The organism is Streptomyces sp. NBC_01618, from assembly GCF_045209435.1.
In the GTDB taxonomy this organism is placed as follows: domain Bacteria; phylum Actinomycetota; class Actinomycetes; order Streptomycetales; family Streptomycetaceae; genus Streptomyces.
This window is the reverse complement of sequence record NZ_CP109297.1, coordinates 6,124,932-6,145,975: the sequence shown is the minus strand read 5'-3', so window position 1 is coordinate 6,145,975 and position 21,044 is coordinate 6,124,932. Positions and strand designations below refer to the sequence as shown.

Genomic DNA, 21,044 nt, shown 5'->3' with positions numbered 1-21,044 from the left:
GGTGGGGAAAACGCGGCTACGAGCGTACTTCGAGCAGGGGAACGAGCTGCTCGACGGGGGTCATCGAGCCGTGCATGCCCACCATTGCCGACTCGTGCGGCTCATTGACCGAGGCGGTGATCACCACGTCGTCGTGGGCCGCGGCGACGACATCGCCGATCCTGCCGTGCACGCGTTCGTCGATCTTCGGGCCGAACCAGCCGGCCGCGATCGCCTCGTCCCGGCTCGCCACCCAGAACTGCTCGCCGAGCACTTCCCGCCAGACGGTCAACACATCGCTCTCGGCGCCCGGGACCGCGTACACATGACGGGCCCGGCCCTCGCCGCCGAGCAGGGCGACGCCCGCGCGCAGCTCCCAGTCCTCGTCGAAGTCGATCCGGGACTGCTCGTCGAAGGGAATGTCGATCATGCCGTGATCGGCGGTGATGTACAGCGCCGAGCGGGGCGGGAGCTGTTCGGCCAGGCGCCGGGCCAGCCCGTCCACGTACATCAGCTGCCCGCGCCAGGCGTCGGAGTCGACGCCGAAGCGGTGGCCCTTCCCGTCGACCTCGCTGTAGTACGTGTAGACGAGCGACCGGTCGCCCGCGGCGAGCCGCTCGGCGGCGACGTCCATCCGCTCCTCGCCGGACAGCCGGCCGAGGAACGAGCCCCCGCTGAGCGCGACCTTGGTGAGCGGGGTCTGCTCGAAGTCGGGGGCGGAGACCTGGGCGGTGCGCACCCCCGCGGCGTCGGCGAGCGTGAAGACGGTGGGGTGCGGCTGCCAGGTCTTCGGCGGCGTCCAGGGCTGCCAGCGCAGCTGGTTCATCAGCTCGCCGGTCTCCGGATTGCGCGCGGTGTAACCGGGAAGGCCGTGCTCCCCCGGCGGGAGTCCGGTACCGACCGAGGCGAGTGACGTCGCGGTGGTGGCCGGGAAGCCCGCCGTGATCGGGCGGCCGGTGCCGCCGCGCGAGGTGGGGAGCAGGGAGTGCAGAAACGGTGCCTCGTCCGGGTGGGCCTTGATCTGCTCCCAGCCGAGGCCGTCGATCAGGAACACGCAGTTCCGGTCGGCGGGGGTGAGTTCGGGGATCGCCGCGGTGAAGCCCGGCACCCCCTGTCCGGCGACGAGCGTGGGCAGCAGATCGGCGAGCGAGCCGCTGCCGTACTCCGGGACGGGGGCGGTGTCGACGGGGAGCAGGACGGGATCCTGCCAGGCCGGCTGGGCCATCAGCTGCCGGACGCCGCGGTCACGGCCGTGGCCTCGGAGAGGGACTGCGCGAAGGCGAGGGTCTGGCGCACGGTGTCCGGGCCGTCACCGGCCTCGCTGACCCGCAGGCTCAGGTCGTCGGCGGTGGAACTGCCGGTGTAGCCGTGGTCGGCCTCGCAGTTGGGGTCGCCGCAGGCGGCCGGCTCCAGGTCGATGCGGGAGACCGCGCCCCAGCCGATGGTGAGGACGACCTCGCGGGGCAGCGTGCCCGGTACGTACTTCTCCGGGTTGGCGACGACGCGGCTGACCACGACCGACGAGATCCGGTCGAGCTTGACCGACTCCGTGGAGGTGGTGGCGTACGGCGTCGGGGAGCTGGTGTCCGCGTTCTGCTCGTCGGTGTGGCTGACGATGAAGCGGGTGTCGGTCAGGACCAGGACCGTGACGTGACGGCGCACCTCGTTGGAGTCGAAGGTGGTCTCCTGGTGCACCAGGTACGAAGCGACCGGCTCACCGCCCACGGCGGCCTCCACCGCCTCGGCCACGAGGGCCGGGTAGTAGCCACTGCGCTCGATCGCCGCGCGCAGCCCCTGGGTCGTCGTACCGGTCTTAGCCATGAGGACCATCCTACGGGGGGCGGATGACTGCCGGGGACGATGTTCTCCAGGGCGGCCGGGGCCCGCGCGGAGGAGGGACCAGTGCTTTCGGTGCCGTCCGGCGGCCGGGCAACCAGCGGTGCCGTTCCGGTCGGTGTCCGGTCAGTAGTTGGGGAGGCGGCGGGGGCCGAGGTCGGTGCGGGCCGGGGGCGGCGAGAGCCGGACGCTCGCGCCGAGAACGGTCAGCCCCTGGGGGGCGACCACGACCGGTTCCAGGGCGATGGAGACCACCTCGGGATGGTCGTCGACCAGCCGGGAGACCCGCAGCAGCAGCTCTTCGAGCGCCGCGGTGTCCACGGGCGCCGCGCCGCGCCAGCCGAACAGCACCGGGGCCGCCCGGATGGACCGGATCAGCTCCGCGGCGTCGCGGTCGGTGGCCGGAACGAGGCGGTGGGCGGTGTCGCCGAGGAGTTCGGAGGGTGCGCCCGCGAGCCCGAAAGAGAGGACGGCGCCCGCCGCCGGGTCGATCGTGGCCCGTACGACGGTGTCGACGCCGCGCGGTGCCATGGCCTGGACGACGGGCCGGAGTTCGGCGGGCTTGCCGAGCAGGTCGGTCAGTTCGCCGTAGGCCCGTCGCAGCGCGCTCTCGTTGGCGAGGTCCAGCCGGACGCCGCCGAGGTCGGCGCGGTGGCGCAGATGGGGTGCGGTGGTCTTGAGCGCCACGGGATAGCCGAGCCGCGCCGCCGCGTGGACGGCGGCTTCGGGGTCGGGGGCCGGAAGCGTCGGTCGTACGGTGATGCCGTAGCGGCCCAGGAGTTCGCGTGCCTCGTCGTGCGCGAGTGGTCTGCCCCTCGGGTCTGGGTCCGGGCCGAGCAGGGCGTCGATCAGGTCGGCGGCGCCCTGTTCGTCGATGGTGTCGTCGAGGAACTCGGGCACCTTGCCGGGTACCGCGGCCTGTCGTCGCCACTGCGCGTACCGCACCGCTTCGGCCAGGGCGCGCACGGCCCGCTCGGCGGCGGGATAGGCGGGGATCCGGCCGGTACGGGGGCGGGAGTCGGGGGTGGGTTCGGGGCGGTCCTTGCTCTCCGTGCCCGTGGTTGCGGTGGCCGCGTCGCTGCCGGGGGCGGAGGCGGTGCGCGCCGGGGCGGGGCCGGGCGCTGAGGGGGTGTTCGCGGGGGCGGGGCCGGGCGTGGTGGTGACGGCGGCTCCGGCGCGCGGGGACGTCGCGGCCGCGGAGGGCTGCTTCGAAGGGCGCGGCTGCGCGACCGTGCTGGTGGCCGCGGCGAGGGCCTCGGCCAGGCCGCCGATCTCCACGTGGACGACCGCCACCGGCTTGGCGGGACCGGCGGACGCGGCCGCGTGCAGGGCGGTCGCCAGCACCTCTCCGTCGCCCGCTTCCGCCTCGCCGTCCTCGCCCACCCACGGGATCGCCGTCACGATCACCGAGTCGCAGCCGTCGTCGGCGAGGGCCTCGGCCAGGGCGTCCCGGAAGTCCTGCGGGGTCGCGGCGGTGGTGAGGTCGAGGGGCCGGCGCGGGCGGAGCCCCTCGGCCAGGCAGGCGTCGTACGTGAGCAGGCCGAGCGACTCGGAGTTGCCGAGGATCGCGACCCGTGGGCCCGCGGGGAGCGGTTGGTCGGCGAGGAGGAGACCCGCGTCGACCATCTCCGTCACCGTGTCGACGCGGATCACGCCCGCCTGCCGCATGAGCGCGGAGACCGTCGCGTCCGGGATCCGGCTGACCGGCACCGCGTGGCCGGGCGGGGTGGAGCCGCTGTGCCGGGCGCCCTTCACGACGACCACGGGCTTCACGGCGGCTGTGCGCCGCGCGAGGCGGGTGAACTTGCGGGGGTTGCCGAGCGATTCGAGGTACAGCAGGGCGACATCCGTTTCCGGGTCCTCGTACCAGTACTGCAGGAAGTCGTTGCCCGAGATGTCGGCGCGGTTGCCCGCGGAGATGAAGGTGGAGAGGCCGGCGCCGCGCCGGTAGAGCCCGGAGAGCAGCGCGATGCCGATGGCTCCGGACTGGGTGAAGAGGCCGATGCGTCCGGGAGCGGGCGGTTCGGGGGCGAGGGAGGCGTTCAGCCGGACGGCCTCGGCGTTGTTGATGACGCCGAAGGCGTTCGGTCCGATGATCCGCATCCCGTACGAGCGGGCCTGACGGACCAGTTCACGCTGCCGCTCCCTGCCCTCGGCACCCCATTCGGCATATCCGGCGGAGAGGACGACCAGCCCCTGGACACCGTGCTCGCCGCAGTCGGCGACGGCCTCGGGAACACGGTCGGCAGGGACGGCGACGACCGCGAGGTCGACCGGTTCGTCGATCTCGCCGATCGAACGGTGGGCGGGGACCCCGTCGATCGTGCCCCGGTCGGCGGCGAAGGAGCGGTTCACGGCGTACGTACGACCGGTGAAACCGGCCCCGAGGAGATTACGCAGGACCGTGCGGCCGACCCCGCCGGAAGTGCGGCCGACGCCGATGACGGCGACGGAGCCGGGCGCGAGCAGCCGTTGCACGGAGCGCGCCTCGGCCCGCTGCTCACGGGCGCGCTGGACGGCGAGGGACTCGGCGGTGGGTTCGAGATCCAGGGTGAGGTGGACGGAGCCCTCCTCGAAGCTGCGCTGCTGGGTGTACCCGGCATCCCGGAACACCTTGATCATCTTGGTGTTGGCGGGAAGCACCTCGGCCGCGAAACGGCGGATGCCACGCTCGCGGGCGACGGCGGCGATGTGCTCGAGGAGCGTCGAAGCCACGCCCCGGCCCTGGTGCGCGTCCTGGACGAGGAAGGCGACCTCGGCCTCGTCGGCGGGTGCGGAGGCGGGCCTGCCCCGCTCGTCGATCCGGTCGTAGCGGACGGTCGCGATGAACTCGCCGCCGACCGTGACCGCGAGCCCCACCCGGTCGACGTAGTCGTGATGAGTGAAGCGGTGCACGTCCCTGTCGGAAAGACGAGGGTACGGAGCGAAGAAGCGGTAGTACTTCGACTCGTCGGAGACCTGCTCGTAGAAGCTGACCAGCCGTTCGGCGTCGTCCGTGGTGATGGGCCGGATCCGCGCGGTTCCACCGTCGCGAAGGACCACGTCCGCTTCCCAATGGTCGGGGTACGCGTGATGCGGACTCTGCTGCGACGAGGGCTGCATGGGCAAAGACTACGGCTCCGTCAGCGGTCGCGTAGGTCCTGGGGCCGGGGCAGTCTGAGGGGGCCGAGCGGCGGTACAGCACGGGCTGCGGGCCTGCCGCGGTTCGGCCGGATCATCGCGCACTGCGTGAGAGACTGGTCTAGACAACCGTAGATTCCTGAAGGGCAGAACCATGGCAGAGCGCCGCGTCAACGTCGGATGGGCCGAGGGCCTGCACGCCCGCCCCGCTTCCATCTTCGTCCGTGCCGCCACGGCCTCCGGCGTCCCCGTGACGATCGCCAAGGCCGATGGCAACCCGGTGAACGCCGCCTCGATGCTCGCGGTGCTCGGTCTCGGCGCGCACGGCGGCGAGGAGATCGTGCTCGCATCCGAGGCCGACGATTCGGAAGCCGCCCTGGACCGTCTCGCGAAGCTGGTCGCCGAGGGGCTCGACGAGCTGCCGGAGACCGTCTGACCCATTTCCCACGAAAGAGCCGTGGCCCCCTTGACGGGATCCGCGGCTCTTTTGCTTTCCCGGGACGAAACTTCGTGAAAAATGAAGAGCGAAGACAATTCGGACAGCCCGAAGAAAGCCCTGCGGAATGGCCACTCTTTGTATACGGCGTAATTATTGAGGCCGGATTCCCGTGGTGTTTACGGGATGTTGCGAAGCCCTCACCCGGCCGGCGCGTGGTGCCGTGGGCCGGCGGTCCGGCCGACGCGTGGGGCCGCGGGCCGGCGGTCCGGCCGACGCGTGGGGCCGAGGGCCGGCGGTCCGGCCGACGCGTGGGGCCGAGGGCCGGCGGTCCGGCCGACGCGTGGGGCCGCGGGCCGGCGATCCGGCCGGTCGATGCGGCGCAGCCGGTACGCGGCCGCGGCCTGTTCGGCGTGCTGGGCGGTCAGCGCCCTGGCCCGTTCCGCGTCACCGCGCGCCACCGCGTCCACGACGGCTCCGCGCTCGGCCCAGGAATCCGCCGGGCGGGCCGGCTGCTCAACCGCGTACGTCCAGGCGATCTTGTGCCGGAGCTGGGTGAGCAGCGCGATCAGTCCGGGGCTGCCGGAGGCCTGCGCCAACGTCTCGTGGAACCAGCCGCCCAGCAGGCACAGATCCTCCCCCTCGCCCCGCCCGGCCCACTCCTGGCCGAGCCTGACCAGACCGCGCAGCACCTTGAGATGCGCCTCGGTGCGGCGCTGCGCGGCGCGCGCGGCGGCCAGCGGCTCCAGCAGCAGCCGAACCTCCAGCAGGTCGGAGGCCTCCTGCTGGGTGGGCTCGGCAACGCAGGCGCCCGCGTGCCGCCGGGTGACCACGAAACCCTCGGACTCCAGGGTGCGCAGCGCTTCCCGTACCGGGACACGGGAGACCCCGTATCGACGCGCCAGCAACTCCTCGGTGAGCCGGCTGCCACGTTCGAAGACGCCGGAGACGATGTCGTCACGGATTGCCGTGCATACCGAATGCGCGGGAATGCGCATGTCCGAACCTCCGCCTTAATCACCGCGAAACGCGGCCGACCGACGCCTGTTCTGTGACTCTATTGCAATGAGGCCGAATTTCCGATGCCGGGTGAAAATTCATGAATATCTTTTGGCCACGGCGCGGCTCGGCGGGCAGGCACGGCCGACGGGTACCACGGGCAGGCACGGAGGCCGGACATCGAGGGCAGGCACGGAGGCCGGGCGCGGAGGCCGGACATCGAGGGCGGGCACGGCGAAGGCCCCGGTGTGTGCCGGGGCCTTCGAAGAGGTGCTGCGGGCGGGACGGGTGGCGTCGGTCAGACGTTGACGCCGTGGGCGCGCAGGTATGCGACGGGGTCCATGTCGGAGCCGTACGACGGCGTCGTCCGGGCCTCGAAGTGGAGGTGCGGGCCCGTGGAGTTGCCGGTCGAGCCGGAGAGGCCGATCTGCTGGCCCGCGCCGATGCTCTGGCCGACGGAGACGCCGATCGAGGAGAGGTGGCCGTACTGCGTGTACGTGCCGTCCGTCATCCGGAGCACGATGTTGTTGCCGTACGCGCCGCCCCAGCCGGCCTCGACGACCGTACCGGCGCCGACGGCGACGACGGAGCTGCCGGACGCGGCGTGGAAGTCGATGCCCGAGTGGCTGCCGGACGACCAGAGCGAGCCGCTGGACTTGTAGCCGGTGGTGACGTACGAACCGGCGACCGGGAGCTGGAAGGCGCCCAGGCGGGTGCGCTCCGCGGACCGGGCGGCACGCGCCTTCTCCGCGCGCACCTCGGCCGCGCGCTTCGCTTCGGCCTCCGCCTTCTTCTTGGCTTCGGCCCGCTTCTTCGCCTCGGCCTTCCGCTGGGCCTCCACCTTCGCCGCGGCCTCGGCCTGGTGCTGCTGTGCAGCGGCCTGGGCCTCTATCTGGTCGGCGAGGGCGCTGTCGATGGCGATGACCTGGTTCAGGCCGGTCTCGTTGACGGAGGCGACCCCGGCGTCCGCTGCGAGGGCCGGAGAGGCCACGCCGCCGATGACGCCAGTGGTGGCCAGGGCCGCGACGCCGGCGATCTTCGCGCTCCTGCGCGTCAGTCGGCTCGGGGCACGATGCTTCCCGGTGGCACGGGTGAACGCCATGAAGTGGCTGGTCCTTTCCTTCCTTCTCGCCTACCGGGTTAGCTGACGGGTTCGGAGCAGGAAGGTCTCCTACGGACGCCCCGGCCTCGGTGAGGCTCAGGCATCCGATTCACCCCAGGGACTTCGTGGGTCCCCGGCTCCCCAGGCTCGCGCCTGACGGGGACTCGGCGATGACTGTCCGGTACGTCGCGGATGCGGCATACGAGTGACGGACAGCCCAGCCGACGCTAAGCGGGGTCACTTTCATTCACCAAACGGACAGGTCGTTTTGTAGCGCATCCCACAGGGCAGACTGGCAACCTCTCCACCAGAACGGACAAAAAGGAAGACCCCGGCGAGATGTCGCTCACAGGGGTCTTCCTCTTGTCCCGGTATGTGGACATACGGCGGGTCGGTGGATCGGCGTACCGGTGGGCTGCCACAGGTGAACCGTCACCAGCGAACTGTCGCGGGCAACGGGCCGGCCGGCCCATCAGGCAGCCTCCCGCGTCCGCGACAGGTACGCCCGTCAGCCGGCGACCACCGACACCTCTCCGATGTCCAGGGCCCGGACCGGCTCCTCGATCTGCGCCGCGTCACCGACGAGGATCGTGACCAGCCGGTCGCCCGGGAAGGCGTTGACCACCGCCGCGGTCGCCTCGACCGTACCGGTCTCCGCGAGCCGGGCGTACAGGTGTGCCTGGTAGTCGTCCGGAAGGTGCTGCTCGACCTGGTCGGCGAGGGTGCCGGCGACGGAGGCCGCCGTCTCGAACTTCAGCGGTGCGACACCGACGAGGTTCTGCACGGCCGTCTCGCGCTCCTCGTCGGTCAGCCCCTCGGCCGCCAGGGTCCGCAGGACCGTCCACAGGTCCTGCAGCGCCGGTCCGGTGGACTCCGTGTCGACGGATCCGCTGATGGCGAGCATCGCGGCACCGGTCGCCCCCGAGGCGGAATCCGGGGCCGACGAGCGCAGCACCTGGGCGAAGGCCCGCACGCCGTACGTGTAGCCCTTCTCCTCGCGCAGCACCCGGTCCAGCCGGGACGTGAGCGTGCCGCCCAGGCAGTACGTGCCGAGCACCTGGGCCGGCCATACGCTGTCGTGCCGGTCGGGGCCGATCCGGCCGATCAGCAACTGCGTCTGCACCGCGCCCGGACGGTCGACGATCACCACCCGGCCGCTGTCGTCGGCGGTGATCGGCGGGGCGGGACGGGGCTCGGCGGTGTCGCCCGACCAGTCGCCGAGGGTGTCGGCGAGCAGGGCGTCCAGGTCGATGCCGGTGAGGTCACCGACGACCACGACGGTCGCCGTGGACGGCCTGACATGGGCGTCGAAGAAGGCGCGCACGGCCGACGAGTCGATCCGCTCCACCGTCTCCTCGGTGCCCTGGCGCGGGCGCGACATACGCGCCGTGGCCGGGAAGAGCTCCTTGGAGAGCTGCTTGGCGGCGCGCCGGGCCGGGTTGGCCTGCTCGTGCGGGATCTCGTCGAGCCGGTTGCGTACCAGCCGCTCGACCTCGCTGTCGGCGAAGGCCGGCGCCCGCAGCGCCTCGGCGACCAGCGCGAGCGCCTTGGCCAGCCGGGAGGCCGGGACCTCCAGGGAGACCCGGATGCCGGGGTGGTCGGCGTGCGCGTCGAGGGTGGCGCCGCAGCGCTCCAGCTCGGCGGCGAACTCCTCGGCCGTGTGCTTGTCGGTGCCCTCGGACAGCGCCCGCGCCATGATCGTGGCCACGCCGTCGAGGCCCTCGGGCTCGGCGTCCAGCGGGGCGTCGAGGACGATCTCGACCGCCACGACCTGCTGGCCGGGGCGGTGGCAGCGCAGCACCGTGAGGCCGTTGGGCAGGGCGCCGCGCTCCGGTGCGGGGAAGGCCCACGGGCGGGCGACGCCGGGGGCCGGCTGCGGGTGGAACTGCATCGAAACTCCAGTCGCGGCAGCGTCGGTCACTTGTCCGCTCCTTCGTGCGCGTCGGTGTCGTCGGCTTCGGTCTCATCGGTGTCCGGTGATTCCGCGGGCTCGGCCGATTCGACCGGTTCGTAGACCAGCACCGCCCGGTTGTCGGGGCGCAGCTGGGCCTTGGCGACCGCCTGGACCTCTTCAGCGGTGACATCGAGCACCCGCTGTACGGCGGTCAGGGCGAGCTGCGGGTCGTCGAACAGCACGGCGAACCGGCAGAGTTCGTCGGCGCGGCCGGCCACCGTACCGAGCCGGTCGAGCCACTCGCGCTCCAACTGGGCCTGCGCGCGCTCCATTTCCTCGGGCGTGGGGCCCTCGGCGGCGAACCGGGCGAGCTCCTCGTCGACCGCGGCCTCGATCTGCGGCACCTCGACGCCGCCGGACGTCTTGACGTCCAGCCAGCCGAGGGAGGGCGCACCGGCCAGCCGCAGCAGCCCGAACCCGGCCGCCACGGCCGTACGGTCGCGCCGGACCAGGCGGTTGTGCAGCCGTGACGACTCGCCGCCGCCGAGCACGGTGAGCGCGAGATCCGCCGCGTCGCACTCGCGGGTGCCGTCGTGCGGCAGCCGGTAGGCGGCCATCAGCGCCCGCGCCGGGACCTCCTCCTGCACCTCTTCACGTAGCTGCTCGCCGATGGTCTCGGGGAGCGTGCCGTCCCGGGGCGGCTGCTTGCCGTCGTGGGACGGGATGGAGCCGAAGTACTTCCCGATCCAGGCGAGCGTCTGCTCGGGGTCGATGTCACCGACGACCGAGAGCACCGCGTTGTTGGGCGCGTAATACGTACGGAAGAAGGTGCGCGCGTCTTCCAGGGTCGCGGCGTCCAGGTCCGCCATCGAGCCGATCGGCGTGTGGTGGTACGGGTGGCCCTCGGGGTAGGCCAGGGCCGTCAGCTTCTCGAACGCCGTGCCGTAGGGGACGTTGTCGTAGCGCTGGCGGCGCTCGTTCTTGACGACGTCGCGCTGGTTCTCCATGGACTCCTCGTCGAGCGCGGCGAGCAGCGAGCCCATCCGGTCCGCCTCGAGCCAGAGGGCCAGCTCCAACTGGTGCGTGGGCATCGTCTCGAAGTAGTTGGTGCGCTCGAAGCTGGTGGTCCCGTTGAGCGAACCGCCGGCCCCCTGCACCAGCTCGAAGTGTCCGTTCCCCTTCACCTGGCCGGAGCCCTGGAACATCAGGTGCTCGAAGAGGTGAGCCAGACCGGTGCGTCCCTTGACCTCGTGGCGCGAACCGACGTCGTACCAGAGGCAGACCGCGGCGACCGGGGTCAGATGGTCCTCGGAGAGCACCACGCGCAGGCCGTTGGCCAGACGGTGCTCGGTCGCTGTCAAGCCGCCGGAGCCGGCCTGGGCTGTGGCCGTGTGACCCATGGGCATGTACGTCCCTTCGATCGCGATAATGGAATTCCTGCGAGACCTGCCACTGTAAGCAAGCGCGCAGACACCTGGCGAAGTTCCCATACCGCGGAAGTTCGCGTGAAAGAGGGGCGCATCCCCCGCGGGACGGGGCGTGAAACCCCTCGGCAGGGGCCGGGAACACCTCTTGGGACGGGTCGAGGTCGGCGATGTCAGTGCGGCGGTCCACAATGGTCGGCGTCAGAACCTGAGGTTGCCCGGACAGAATCCGTCAGAATCCGTGAAGGAGTCGCAGCAGCGATGGCCCGCCGCAGCACGAAGACCCCGCCGCCGTCGGACGATTTCGAGGAGAAGATCCTCGACATCGACGTCGTCGACGAAATGCAGGGCTCCTACCTCGAGTACGCGTACTCGGTGATCTACTCACGGGCCCTGCCGGACGCCCGCGACGGCATGAAGCCGGTGCACCGCCGCATCGTGTACCAGATGAACGAGATGGGCCTGCGCCCGGAGCGCGGCTATGTGAAGTGTGCCCGCGTGGTCGGCGAGGTCATGGGCAAGCTTCACCCGCACGGTGACACGTCGATCTACGACGCGCTCGTGCGGATGGCACAGCCGTTCTCCATGCGGCTCCCCCTCGTCGACGGACACGGCAACTTCGGCTCACTCGGCAACGACGACCCGCCGGCCGCCATGCGGTACACCGAGTGCCGGATGGCCGACGCCACGTCCCTGATGACGGAGTCGATCGACGAGGACACCGTCGCTTTCCAGTCGAATTACGACGGCCAGGAGCAGGAGCCGGTCGTTCTCCCCGCCGCCTATCCGAACCTCCTGGTCAATGGCACGACCGGGATCGCGGTCGGCATGGCGACCAACATGCCGCCGCACAACCTGGGCGAGGTCATCGCCGCCGCCCGCCATCTCATCAAGCATCCGGGCGCGGACCTGGAGACCCTGATGCGGTTCGTCCCGGGTCCCGACCTGCCGACCGGTGGCCGGATCGTGGGCCTCGGCGGCATCAAGGACGCCTACGCGGCCGGCCGCGGAACGTTCAAGATCCGAGCCACCGTCGCCGTGGAGAACGTCACGGCACGCCGCAAGGGTCTGGTCGTCACCGAACTGCCCTTCAGCGTCGGCCCGGAGAAGGTGATCGCCAAGATCAAGGACCTGGTCTCGGCGAAGAAGCTCCAGGGCATCGCGGACGTCAAGGACCTCACGGACCGCTCGCACGGACTGCGCCTGGTCATCGAGGTGAAGAACGGCTTCGTTCCGGAGGCCGTGCTGGAGCAGCTCTACAAGCTGACGCCGATGGAGGAGTCCTTCGGCATCAACAATGTGGCGCTGGTCGACGGTCAGCCGCTCACGTTGGGCCTCAAGGAGCTGCTGGAGGTCTATCTCGACCACCGCTTCGAGGTCGTGCGCCGGCGCAGCGAGTTCCGCCGGACCAAGCGCCGCGACCGGCTGCACCTGGTCGAGGGACTCCTCGTCGCGCTGATCGACATCGACGAGGTCATCCGGCTCATCCGGTCCAGCGACAACTCTGCGCAGGCGAAGGAGCGGCTCATCGAGCACTTCTCGCTGAGCGAGACCCAGACGCAGTACATCCTGGAGACCCCGCTGCGCCGGCTGACCCGGTTCGACCGGATCGAGCTGGAGAGCGAGCGGGACCGGCTCAACGCCGAGATCGACGAGCTGACCGCCATCCTCGAATCGGACACCGAGCTGCGCAAGCTCGTCTCCTCCGAACTGGCCGCGGTCGCCAAGAAGTTCGGTACCGACCGGCGTACGGTACTGCTGGAGTCGGCCGGTTCGCAGGTCGCCTCGGTGCCTCTGGAGGTCGCGGACGACCCGTGCCGGGTGCTGCTGTCGTCGACCGGCCTGCTGGCCCGTACCGCCAATGACGATCCGATCGTCTTCGCCGAGGACGCCAAGCGTGCCAAGCACGACGTGATCGTGTCGGCCGTGCCGGCGACGGCCCGCGGCGATGTGGGTGTGGTGACGTCGACGGGGCGGCTGCTGCGGCTCGCGGTGATCGATCTGCCGCAGCTGCCGGACACCCACGCCGCGCCCAGTCTGTCGGGCGGGGCGATGGTTTCGGAGTTCCTCACGCTGGAGAGCGACGAGGAGGTCATCTGCCTCACCACGCTCGACGAGGCCTCGCCGGGCCTGGCGATCGGCACCCTGCAGGGGGTCGTCAAGCGAGTGGTGCCGGACTACCCGGCCAACAAGGACGAGCTGGAGGTCATCACCCTCAAGGACGGTGACCGCATCGTCGGCGCCGCCGAACTGCGTACAGGCGAGGAGGACCTGGTCTTCATCACGTCCGACGCGCAGCTGCTGCGCTACCCGGCGGCGCAGGTACGGCCGCAGGGAAGGCCCGCGGGAGGCATGACGGGCATCAAGCTCGCGGCGGACGTTGAGGTGATCTCGTTCACCGCGGTCGATCCGGCGGTGGACGCGGTGGTGTTCACGGTGGCGGGCTCGCACGGCACTCTGGACGACTCGGTGCTGACCTGCAAGCTCACCCCGTTCGACCAGTATCCGCGCAAGGGCCGGGCCACCGGCGGGGTGCGCTGTCAGCGCTTCCTCAAGGGCGAGGACGTTCTGGTGTTCGGCTGGGCGGGTGCGACGCCTGCCCGGGCCGCGCAGAAGAACGGCACGCCGACCGAGCTGCCGGAGGTGGACCCGAGGCGCGACGGTTCGGGGACGCCGCTGGCCAAGCCGGTCGCTGTGGTCGCCGGCCCCGTCTAGCCGGCCCCGGCCGGGCAGCGGCACAGGAAGCCGGGCGGGCGACGGGGCCCGCCGCTACGCGTCGCCGTCTGGCCGTTGTACGTACCGCAGGACGCCCCACATGCTTCGCTCATGTGCGGCGTCCTGCGTCGTGTCCGGTGCCGGAGCGGTGGTCTCGCGGCAGTCGGCCAGCTCCTTGTGCAGTTGCTCCGGGTCGATGCCCGAGCCGATCAGCACCAGCTGGGTGAGGCGCGGTTCGTCGCGTGCCCACGGCCGCGGGTCGAACCGCAGGAATCTGCCGACCGCGTGCAGGACGTATTTGTTGCCGCGGTCGCCCGCGCCGAAGTCGACGAACCCTTTGATCCGGTAGAGGCCCTGCGGCCTGGAGTCGAGAAACTCCATCAATCGGCGGGGATTCACCGGTACGCCCGAGGTGAAGGAGACGCTCTCGTACGCGGCATGCAGATGGTGCTCGTGCCCGGCGTCCTCTTCCTCGGCCCGCTCCGCCAGGAGCAGATCCTCGAAGGTGAGCTGGCGCGCCTTCTCCTCACCGTCCGGCCGCAGCGCCGGGTCGAAGAGCAGCTCGGGGTCGATGCGTCCGTATGCGGCGCAGATGACGGCGGCCGCGCTGCCGCCCGCCGCCGCGCCGCCGATCGCGGCGATGACGTCCCGGATTCGGGCCTGTTCCTCGCTCCCGACCCGGTCGGTCTTGTTCAGCACGACCAGATCGGCGACGGCGAGATGGCGGTCGATCTCCGGATGGCGCATTCGGGTGGCGTCGAACTCGGCGGCGTCGACGACCTCCACCAGCCCCCCGTACACGATGTGCGGATTGTCGCTGGCCAGGAGCATGCGCACCAGCTCCTGCGGCTCCGCCAGTCCGCTGGCCTCGATGACGATCACATCGAGGCGGGCGGCGGGCCGGGTCAGCGTCTCCAGGAAGGTGTCGAGTTCGCTCACGTCGACCGCGCAGCACAGGCATCCGTTGCCCAGTGAGACCGTCGAGCCGACCTGCCCCGAGACCGTCATGGCGTCGATCTCGATGGAGCCGAAGTCGTTGACGATCACTCCGATCCGGTTTCCCGCACGGTTACGGAGGAGGTGGTTGAGCAGTGTCGTCTTGCCTGATCCCAGGAACCCCGCAAGGACGATGACCGGGATCTGCTGCTTGCGGGGCGGGGACGACGGGTTCAACGGGGACCTTCCTCGGTGGACGTCAGGGTGCCGGGACCGGCTGCGGCGGGGGCGGACCGACGTAACGGGCCGCCGGGCGGATGATCTTCGAGTCCGCCGCCTGCTCCAGGATATTGGCGCTCCAGCCGACCACCCGCGCCGCGCAGAACGTCGGAGTGAACATCTCGCGCGGCAGCCCGCACAGCTCCATGACGACTCCGGCGTAGAACTCGACGTTGGTGTGCAGCTCACGGCCCGGCTTGAGCTCGGCGAGGATCGCCTCGACCTGCCTTTCGACCTCGACGGCGAAGTCGACGAGCGGGCCGCCGAAGCCCTGGGCGATGCCCCGCAGCTAGATCGCCGCGCGGCTCGACCGGTTCGAGGCCCTGGCCGAGGCGATACAGCGCGGTTAGCACGGTGGGGACGGCGGCGCACGCGGCCAGGGCGTCGCTCCGGCGCCGGTCGGCGTCGATGTCGTACACCGGCCGGAAACCGGCCGAGGCGGCATCCGCTTCACCGCGCCTGATGAGGCGCTGGCCGCGGCGCGCCGGACGGTCGACGCGCTGCCCGCGCACAGCGGCTCCACGGACCGGTTGCGGGTGGCCGTGATCGCCGCGGCGACCGCCGATCCGCTGCGCTTCGATCTCTCGCGCGAGGCGGTGCTCGCCAGTGCACGGACCCTGATCCCGACCCTGGTCGAAGCGCTGCCTCTGACCGGCGGCACATCGTCGACAGGCGATACGGCCGGCGAGGAGGCGGACGGAAGCGGGGCCGGGCTGGCCCGGCGACTGTGGCCGAAGCTCACGGCCCAACCCGCCGACGAGCCGTCAATCGCCGCGCTGGACACCGCCCTCGCCCTCCTGATCGACCACGATCTCGCGGCGTCGACACTGGCCGCCAGGGTCGCCGCGTCCGCCCACGCCCATCCGTACGCGGTGGTCTCCGCCGGCCTCGGAGTCCTGGAGGGCCCCCTGCACGGGGCAGCGATCGGTCTGGCGCACCGGATGCTGACCGAGGTCCTGGAGCGGGGCAGCGCGGTCCCGGTGGTCGCGAACCATCTCCGTACCGGACGCAGGGTGCCGGGGCTCGGCCATCGCCTCTACGACTCCGAGGACCCGCGGGCGCGGACGCTGTTCGACCTCCTCGCGGACATTCCGCGGGCGGCTGGGGCGCTTGCCGCGGCACGCGACGTCGTCACCACGACCGCTCGCCACGCGCCCCTGCACGCCAATGTCGACCTGGCGCTCGCCGTGCTCTCGGTCTCCTCCGGCATGGCCGCGGAGGCGGGCGAGACGGTGTTCGCGGTGTCCCGTACGGCCGGCTGGATCGCGCATGCGTTGGAGGAGTACGGGGAAAGGCCCCTGCGCATGCGTCCCATCGGTCAGTACGGCGGCCCCCGGCCCCCTCAGCCGCTACCGACCGTCACGGGAGAACCACTGCGATAGACGGTCGCACGGCGCAAAATCGCGACGCCATCTGAAGGCGTTGCGTGGCGGCCGGGTGGCGGAGCCCCGCACCACCAGCTCAGGCTCCGGCTCCGGCTCCGGCTCCGGCTCCGGCTCCGGCTCCGGGAGGAGAGTCCCGGACAACAGAGGGGAATCGCAAAGAGAAACTTCAGAGGGAATTTCGGAAAGCCCGGAATGCCCTCTACCGTTCATGCGATGAGCGCCCCACCGCCCGCCGTCAGAAGAGCGCGCCGGCTCGGCTGGCCGCAGCGGGTCTTCTCCCAGGTGCTGCTGATGCAGCTGGCCATAGCCACCGGCGTCACCGTACTCGCCACCGGCCTCTTCCTGGCGCCCCTCAGCGCCCAGCTGGACGACCAGGCGATGCGGCGCGCACTGGCCATCGCGCAGAGCGCGGCGGTCCAGCCGCAGATCGCCGAGGCGCTGCTCGCCACGGCTCCGGCCTCCGCCGGTCCCGTGCAGTCCGCGGCCGAGCGGATCAGACGCGCCACCGGCGCCGAGTACGTCGTCGTCATGGACCGGCACGGGGTGCGCTGGTCGCACACCGACACCGACCAGATAGGCAAGGTCGTATCCACCGACCCGAGCGACGCACTCGCGGGCCGGAACGTCATGGAGATCGACAGCGGCACGCTCGGCCGCTCGGCCCGTGGAAAGGTACCGCTGCGCGACGAGGCGCACCGGATCGTCGGCGCGGTCTCGGTCGGTATCGCCTACGACAGTGTCCGCGCCCGGCTGCTCGAGGCGATTCCCGGACTGCTCGCGTACGCGGGCGGGGCGCTCGCCGTCGGCGCGCTGGCCGCCTACCTGATCTCCCGGCGCCTCCAGCGCCAGACCCATGACCTTGCCTTCTCCGACATCTCCGCGCTGCTCACGGAGCGCGAGGCGATGCTGCACAGCATTCGGGAAGGGGTCGTGGCGCTCGACGAGCACGGCCGCATCCGACTCGTGAACGACGAGGCTCAGCGGCTGCTCGGCCTCGGCCCCGATGCCGCGGGCCGCCCGCTCGACACCGTGCTCGGCGAGGGGCGGACCGCGGATGTGCTGGCCGGCCGGGTGGTCGGCGACGATCTGCTGACGGTGCAGGGCACCCGGGTCCTGCTCGCCAACCGGATGCCGACCGACGACGGCGGCGCCGTCGCCACTCTCCGCGACCGCACCGAACTCGAACATCTCGGCCGCGAACTCGACTCCACCCGTGGCCTGATCGACGCACTGCGAGCCCAGGACCATGAGCACGCCAACCGCCTGCACACCCTCCTGGGGCTGCTGGAGTTGGACATGCACGAGGACGCCATGGAATATGTCACCGAGGTCGTCGGCGTCCACCGGGCGACGGCCGAGCAGGTCACCGAGAAGGTGCGTGACCCCCTGCTGGCCGCGCTCCTGGTCGGCAAGGCCACGGTCGCGGCGGAGCGCGGCGTCGCCCTGCGCGTGGCGCCCGGGACCCTGCTGCCGGACCGGCTCGTGGACCCTCGCGGGCTGGTCACCGTCGTCGGCAATCTCGTGGACAACGCACTGGACGCGGCGGCCGGAACGGACGGCGCCCGGGCCGAGGTGGGCCTCCACGCCGAGGGCCGCACAGTGGTGCTGCGGGTCCGTGACAGCGGCCCGGGGGTTCCGGCCGCCCAACGCGCATTGATCTTCACGGAGGGCTGGTCGACGAAGGAGCTCCCGGCCCACGGCAGGCGCGGCCTGGGACTCGCACTGGTGCGGCGGCTGGCGGAACGGCAGGGTGGCAGCGTGACGGTCGACGGGGCCGCGGACAGCGGCGCGGAGTTCACCGTCGTACTGCCGGAGGCCCTCGCCGATCCGGAAACGACCGAACCGGACGCTCCGGAACCGAACACCGGCATCTCGGGAGAAACTCAGTGATCGAGGTCCTGGTCGTGGACGACGACATCCGGGTCGCGAAGGTCAATGCGGCCTATGTGTCCAGGGTGCCGGGATTCCGGGTGACCACCCTGGCGTACTCCGCCGCCGAAGCCCTTGCGACGATCGAGGAACAGCGTGTGGACCTGGTCCTGCTGGACCACTACATGCCCGGCCGCAACGGTCTGTCGATGGTGCGGGAACTGCGCAGGCTCGGTCACCACACCGATGTGATCATGGTGACGGCGGCGCGAGACGTCGCCACCGTCCAGGAAGCCATGCGATACGGCGCGCTGCAGTACCTGGTGAAGCCCTTCACCTACGCCGGGCTGCGCACCAAGCTGGAGGCTTACGCGGCGCTGCGCCACACCCTCGAACGCGGCGGAGAGGCCGAGCAGGGTGAAGTCGACCGGCTCTTCGGCGCCCTGTGGGCGGCGGGCGAACCCAGCCTGCCCAAGGGCCACTCACCGGCCACGGCGGAACTCGTCCGCCAAGCGCTCCGCAACGCAGAGGGGCCGCTCTCCGCGCAGGAGATCGCGGAGAGTGCCGGAATGAGCAGGCAGACCGCGCAGCGCTACCTGAAGCTGCTGGAAAGGACCGGCAGAGTGCGACTGACGCTGCGGTACGGCGAGACGGGCCGCCCCGAACACCGCTACACCTGGTCCACCGGCGGTCATCCCTGACAGCCCGGCCGGTACGGAGCAGGCTCGACCGTACACGGCGCGGACTCGGCCTGTACACGGCGCAGCCCCGGCCCGTACAGCGCAGGCGTGCGGCTACACCGCCCCCGCCCCCGTCAGCGCGCGGACCTCGGTCTCCGCGTGCTTGGCGGCGTCGGGCGGTTCGGTGGAGGTGACCGTGCCGACCCAGCCGGCCAGGAAGCCCAGCGGAATGGAGACCAGGCCGGGGTTCTCCAGGGGGAAGAGCTGGAAGTCGGCGCCGGGGAAGAGCGAGTCCGGGCTGCCGGAGACGACCGGGGAGAGGAGTACGAGCAGCACGGCGGGGATCAGCCCGCCGTAGACGGACCAGACCGCTCCGCGGGTGGTGAAATTCCGCCAGAAAAGGGAGTACAGCAGCACCGGGAGGTTGGCCGAAGCGGCGACGGCGAAGGCGAGCCCCACCAGGAACGCCACGTTGAGGTCCTGGGCGACCAGGCCGAGCCCGATGGCGGCCACCCCGATCCCGGCTGCGGCGACCCGGGCCACGGCGACCTCGCTGTACTGCTTGGAGCCCGGGCGCCTGAGCGAGGCGTAGAGGTCATGGGCCACCGAGGCGGACGAGGCGAGAGTGATTCCCGCGACGACGGCGAGGATGGTCGCGAAGGCCACCGCGGCGACCACGGCGAACAGAATCGTCCCCCCGGTGGACCCTTCGCCGCCGCCGAGCTCCAGGGCCAGCAGTGGAACCGCGGTGTTGCCCGCAGAATTCGACGCCCGCACCTCGGCCGAACCGACCAGTGCCGCCGCCCCGAATCCGAGCGCGATCGTCATCAGGTAGAAGCTGCCGATGAGTCCGATGGACCAGACGACCGAACGGCGGGCCGCCCGGGCTGTGGGCACGGTGTAGAACCGCGACAGGATGTGCGGCAGCCCCGCCGTACCGAGTACCAGGGCCAGACCCAGGCTGATGAAGTCGATGCGTGCCGTCCAGGTTCCGCCGTACCGGAGCCCGGGCGAGAGGAATCGGCTTCCGTGCCCGCTCCGTTCGGCGGCGGAGTCGAGCAGGGCGTTGAAGTCGCCGTGGAAGCGGACCAGAACGAGCACGGTGAGCACGACTGCCCCCACCATCAGCAGAACGGCCTTGACGATCTGGATCCAGGTCGTGGCGCGCATCCCGCCGAGCGACACATAGATCACCATGAGCGCCCCGACACCGATGACGGTCCAGGAACGGGCGGCACCGCTCGTACCGCCGAGGAGCAGCGCGACCAGGCTGCCCGCGCCGACCATCTGTGCCACCAGATAGAGCACGGAGACGGTGACGGACGAGGTACCCGCGGCGATCCTGACCGGGCGCTCCGCCATCCGCGCCGCAACCACGTCGGCGAGCGTGAACCGGCCGCAGTTGCGGACCAGTTCGGCGACCAGCAGCAGGACGACCAGCCACGCGACGAGGAACCCGACCGAGTAGAGCATGCCGTCGTAGCCGAAGAGGGCGATCAGCCCCGAGATGCCGAGAAAGGACGCGGCCGACATGTAGTCCCCGGCAATGGCGAAACCGTTCTCCATGGGAGAGAACAGCCGGCCTCCCGCGTAGAACTCCTCGGTCGAGCCGTGCCGGTTGCGGCTCACCCAGGTGGTGATGGCGAGCGTCACTGCGATGAAGGCGCTGAACAGCAGGAGCGCCAGCGTCTGGTGGTTCCCGTTCAACGCCCGATCCCCCGCGTCATCTCCTGTGTCTCCCACCGCAGATCGAGCGCGGCCCGGTCCCTGCGCAGCCGCGCGTGCCGCGCGTACGCCCCGGTGAGCAGGAACGTCGTGAGGAACTGCCCGAGCCCCGCGACCATCGCGACATTGACCGCTCCGGCCACCGGACGGGCCATCAGTCCGGGTGCGGTGATCGCGACGACGACGTAGGCGAGGTACCAGACAAGAAAGGCAAGGGTGGCCGGGACGACGAACCGCCGGTACCGACGGCGCACTTCCTGGAAGGCCTCGCTGCGCTGCACCTCCAGATAGATCTCGGCCGCACTGTGGCCGCGCCGCGGGTCCGCCGGCCCCGGACGCCCGGCGGGAGCGAAGCCCCCCGCACCATCCAGCTCGCCCCAGCCGGAGGCCAGCGCGTCGTACCAAGGGTCGCCGAGCCGCATCGTTGCGGCCTCACGCCCTGCTTCCTTCTCCACCGAACAACTCCCCTTGTCCACGGACCAATTCGGCCGCGTACCCAAGAATGGGCAGATCGGGAAGATCCAGGGCACTTCATTCGCGGTCTTCACCTCTTCAGGTGAAGGTCGGCCCGGGCGACTGTGCGAGGCCCCGAACGTACGCATAACGAACGGTCTGTGCCCGGTCGCGCGCTCCGGCCTTCGCGAAGAGGTTGTCGATGTCAGGGG

13 protein-coding genes, 4 pseudogenes and 1 riboswitch are annotated in these 21,044 nt (G+C 71.1%); of the genes and pseudogenes, 5 read left to right on the top strand and 12 right to left on the bottom strand.

Annotation, left to right across the window (positions count from 1 at the left end; genetic code table 11):
- Positions 1 to 16 precede the first annotated feature (16 nt).
- The 3 genes from OH735_RS28465 to OH735_RS28455 all read right to left on the bottom strand — a co-directional run bounded on the left by OH735_RS28465 (position 17) and on the right by OH735_RS28455 (position 4,917).
- A complete protein-coding gene (locus OH735_RS28465; RefSeq protein ID WP_406384472.1) occupies positions 17 to 1,204 on the bottom strand; it encodes an alkaline phosphatase family protein in 1,188 nt (395 codons plus the stop codon).
- Positions 1,204 to 1,800, bottom strand: coding sequence for a DUF5998 family protein (locus OH735_RS28460; protein ID WP_406384471.1), 597 nt, complete (start codon positions 1,798 to 1,800; stop codon positions 1,204 to 1,206). The genes OH735_RS28465 and OH735_RS28460 overlap by 1 nt, the downstream gene beginning before the upstream one ends.
- Before the next feature lie 141 nt (positions 1,801 to 1,941).
- Positions 1,942 to 4,917: a GNAT family N-acetyltransferase gene (locus OH735_RS28455; protein ID WP_406384470.1), complete on the bottom strand. Its 2,976-nt coding sequence runs from the start codon at positions 4,915 to 4,917 to the stop codon at positions 1,942 to 1,944.
- Between the two features lie 172 nt (positions 4,918 to 5,089).
- Between OH735_RS28455 and OH735_RS28450 the strand changes: the two genes are divergently transcribed.
- On the top strand, positions 5,090 to 5,371 hold the full coding sequence (locus OH735_RS28450) for an HPr family phosphocarrier protein (RefSeq protein WP_266749172.1): 282 nt from the start codon (positions 5,090 to 5,092) through the stop codon (positions 5,369 to 5,371).
- Positions 5,372 to 5,709: 338 nt separating this feature from the next.
- Here OH735_RS28450 and OH735_RS28445 read toward each other — a convergent pair.
- The 4 genes and pseudogenes from OH735_RS28445 to OH735_RS28430 all read right to left on the bottom strand — a co-directional run.
- A pseudogene (locus OH735_RS28445) lies at positions 5,710 to 6,369 on the bottom strand (GntR family transcriptional regulator); the annotation flags it as partial.
- A gap of 299 nt (positions 6,370 to 6,668) precedes the next feature.
- Entirely contained in the window at positions 6,669 to 7,472 is an 804-nt protein-coding gene (locus tag OH735_RS28440; protein WP_406384469.1) for a M23 family metallopeptidase, read from the bottom strand.
- Positions 7,473 to 7,484: 12 nt separating this feature from the next.
- Positions 7,485 to 7,652: riboswitch (cyclic di-AMP (ydaO/yuaA leader) on the bottom strand.
- 328 nt (positions 7,653 to 7,980) lie between these two features.
- Positions 7,981 to 9,363 carry a M16 family metallopeptidase gene (locus tag OH735_RS28435; RefSeq protein ID WP_406386783.1) on the bottom strand — a complete coding sequence of 461 codons (1,383 nt, stop codon included), beginning with the start codon at positions 9,361 to 9,363 and terminating at the stop codon, positions 7,981 to 7,983.
- A gap of 26 nt (positions 9,364 to 9,389) precedes the next feature.
- Positions 9,390 to 10,772 (bottom strand): M16 family metallopeptidase, encoded by a 1,383-nt coding sequence (locus OH735_RS28430; RefSeq protein WP_406384468.1) that lies wholly within the window; start codon positions 10,770 to 10,772, stop codon positions 9,390 to 9,392.
- Between the two features lie 279 nt (positions 10,773 to 11,051).
- On the opposite strand from OH735_RS28430, the gene OH735_RS28425 reads away from it, so the two are divergent.
- On the top strand, positions 11,052 to 13,505 hold the full coding sequence (locus OH735_RS28425; protein WP_406384467.1) for a DNA topoisomerase (ATP-hydrolyzing) subunit A: 2,454 nt from the start codon (positions 11,052 to 11,054) through the stop codon (positions 13,503 to 13,505).
- 54 nt (positions 13,506 to 13,559) lie between these two features.
- Here OH735_RS28425 and OH735_RS28420 read toward each other — a convergent pair whose 3' ends face one another.
- Both OH735_RS28420 and OH735_RS28415 read right to left on the bottom strand, forming a co-directional pair.
- A complete protein-coding gene (locus OH735_RS28420) occupies positions 13,560 to 14,678 on the bottom strand; it encodes a CobW family GTP-binding protein (protein ID WP_406384466.1) in 1,119 nt (372 codons plus the stop codon).
- Positions 14,679 to 14,700: 22 nt separating this feature from the next.
- Positions 14,701 to 15,160 (bottom strand): annotated as a pseudogene (locus OH735_RS28415) (citrate/2-methylcitrate synthase); the annotation flags it as partial.
- On the opposite strand from OH735_RS28415, the pseudogene OH735_RS28410 reads away from it, so the two are divergent.
- The 3 genes and pseudogenes from OH735_RS28410 to OH735_RS28400 all read left to right on the top strand — a co-directional run.
- A pseudogene (locus OH735_RS28410) lies at positions 15,155 to 16,102 on the top strand (citrate/2-methylcitrate synthase); the annotation flags it as partial. The pseudogenes OH735_RS28415 and OH735_RS28410 sit on opposite strands and share 6 nt — an antisense overlap.
- Positions 16,103 to 16,318: 216 nt before the next feature.
- Positions 16,319 to 17,995, top strand: coding sequence for an ATP-binding protein (locus OH735_RS28405; RefSeq protein WP_406384465.1), 1,677 nt, complete (start codon positions 16,319 to 16,321; stop codon positions 17,993 to 17,995).
- The gene (locus OH735_RS28400; RefSeq protein WP_406384464.1) at positions 17,992 to 18,675 is read left to right on the top strand and encodes a response regulator; all 684 of its coding nucleotides are present in this window, start codon (positions 17,992 to 17,994) and stop codon (positions 18,673 to 18,675) included. Before OH735_RS28405 ends, OH735_RS28400 begins: the two co-directional genes overlap by 4 nt.
- Positions 18,676 to 18,768: 93 nt before the next feature.
- Here the strand turns inward: OH735_RS28400 and OH735_RS28395 are convergent, their stop codons facing one another.
- From OH735_RS28395 to OH735_RS28385, 3 genes and pseudogenes are all read right to left on the bottom strand, one after another.
- On the bottom strand, positions 18,769 to 20,361 hold the full coding sequence (locus OH735_RS28395; RefSeq protein ID WP_406384463.1) for a cation acetate symporter: 1,593 nt from the start codon (positions 20,359 to 20,361) through the stop codon (positions 18,769 to 18,771).
- Positions 20,358 to 20,801, bottom strand: coding sequence for a DUF485 domain-containing protein (locus tag OH735_RS28390; protein WP_406386782.1), 444 nt, complete (start codon positions 20,799 to 20,801; stop codon positions 20,358 to 20,360). Before OH735_RS28390 ends, OH735_RS28395 begins: the two co-directional genes overlap by 4 nt.
- Before the next feature lie 130 nt (positions 20,802 to 20,931).
- Positions 20,932 to 21,036: pseudogene (locus tag OH735_RS28385) on the bottom strand (DNA-binding response regulator); the annotation flags it as partial.
- Positions 21,037 to 21,044 lie beyond the last annotated feature (8 nt).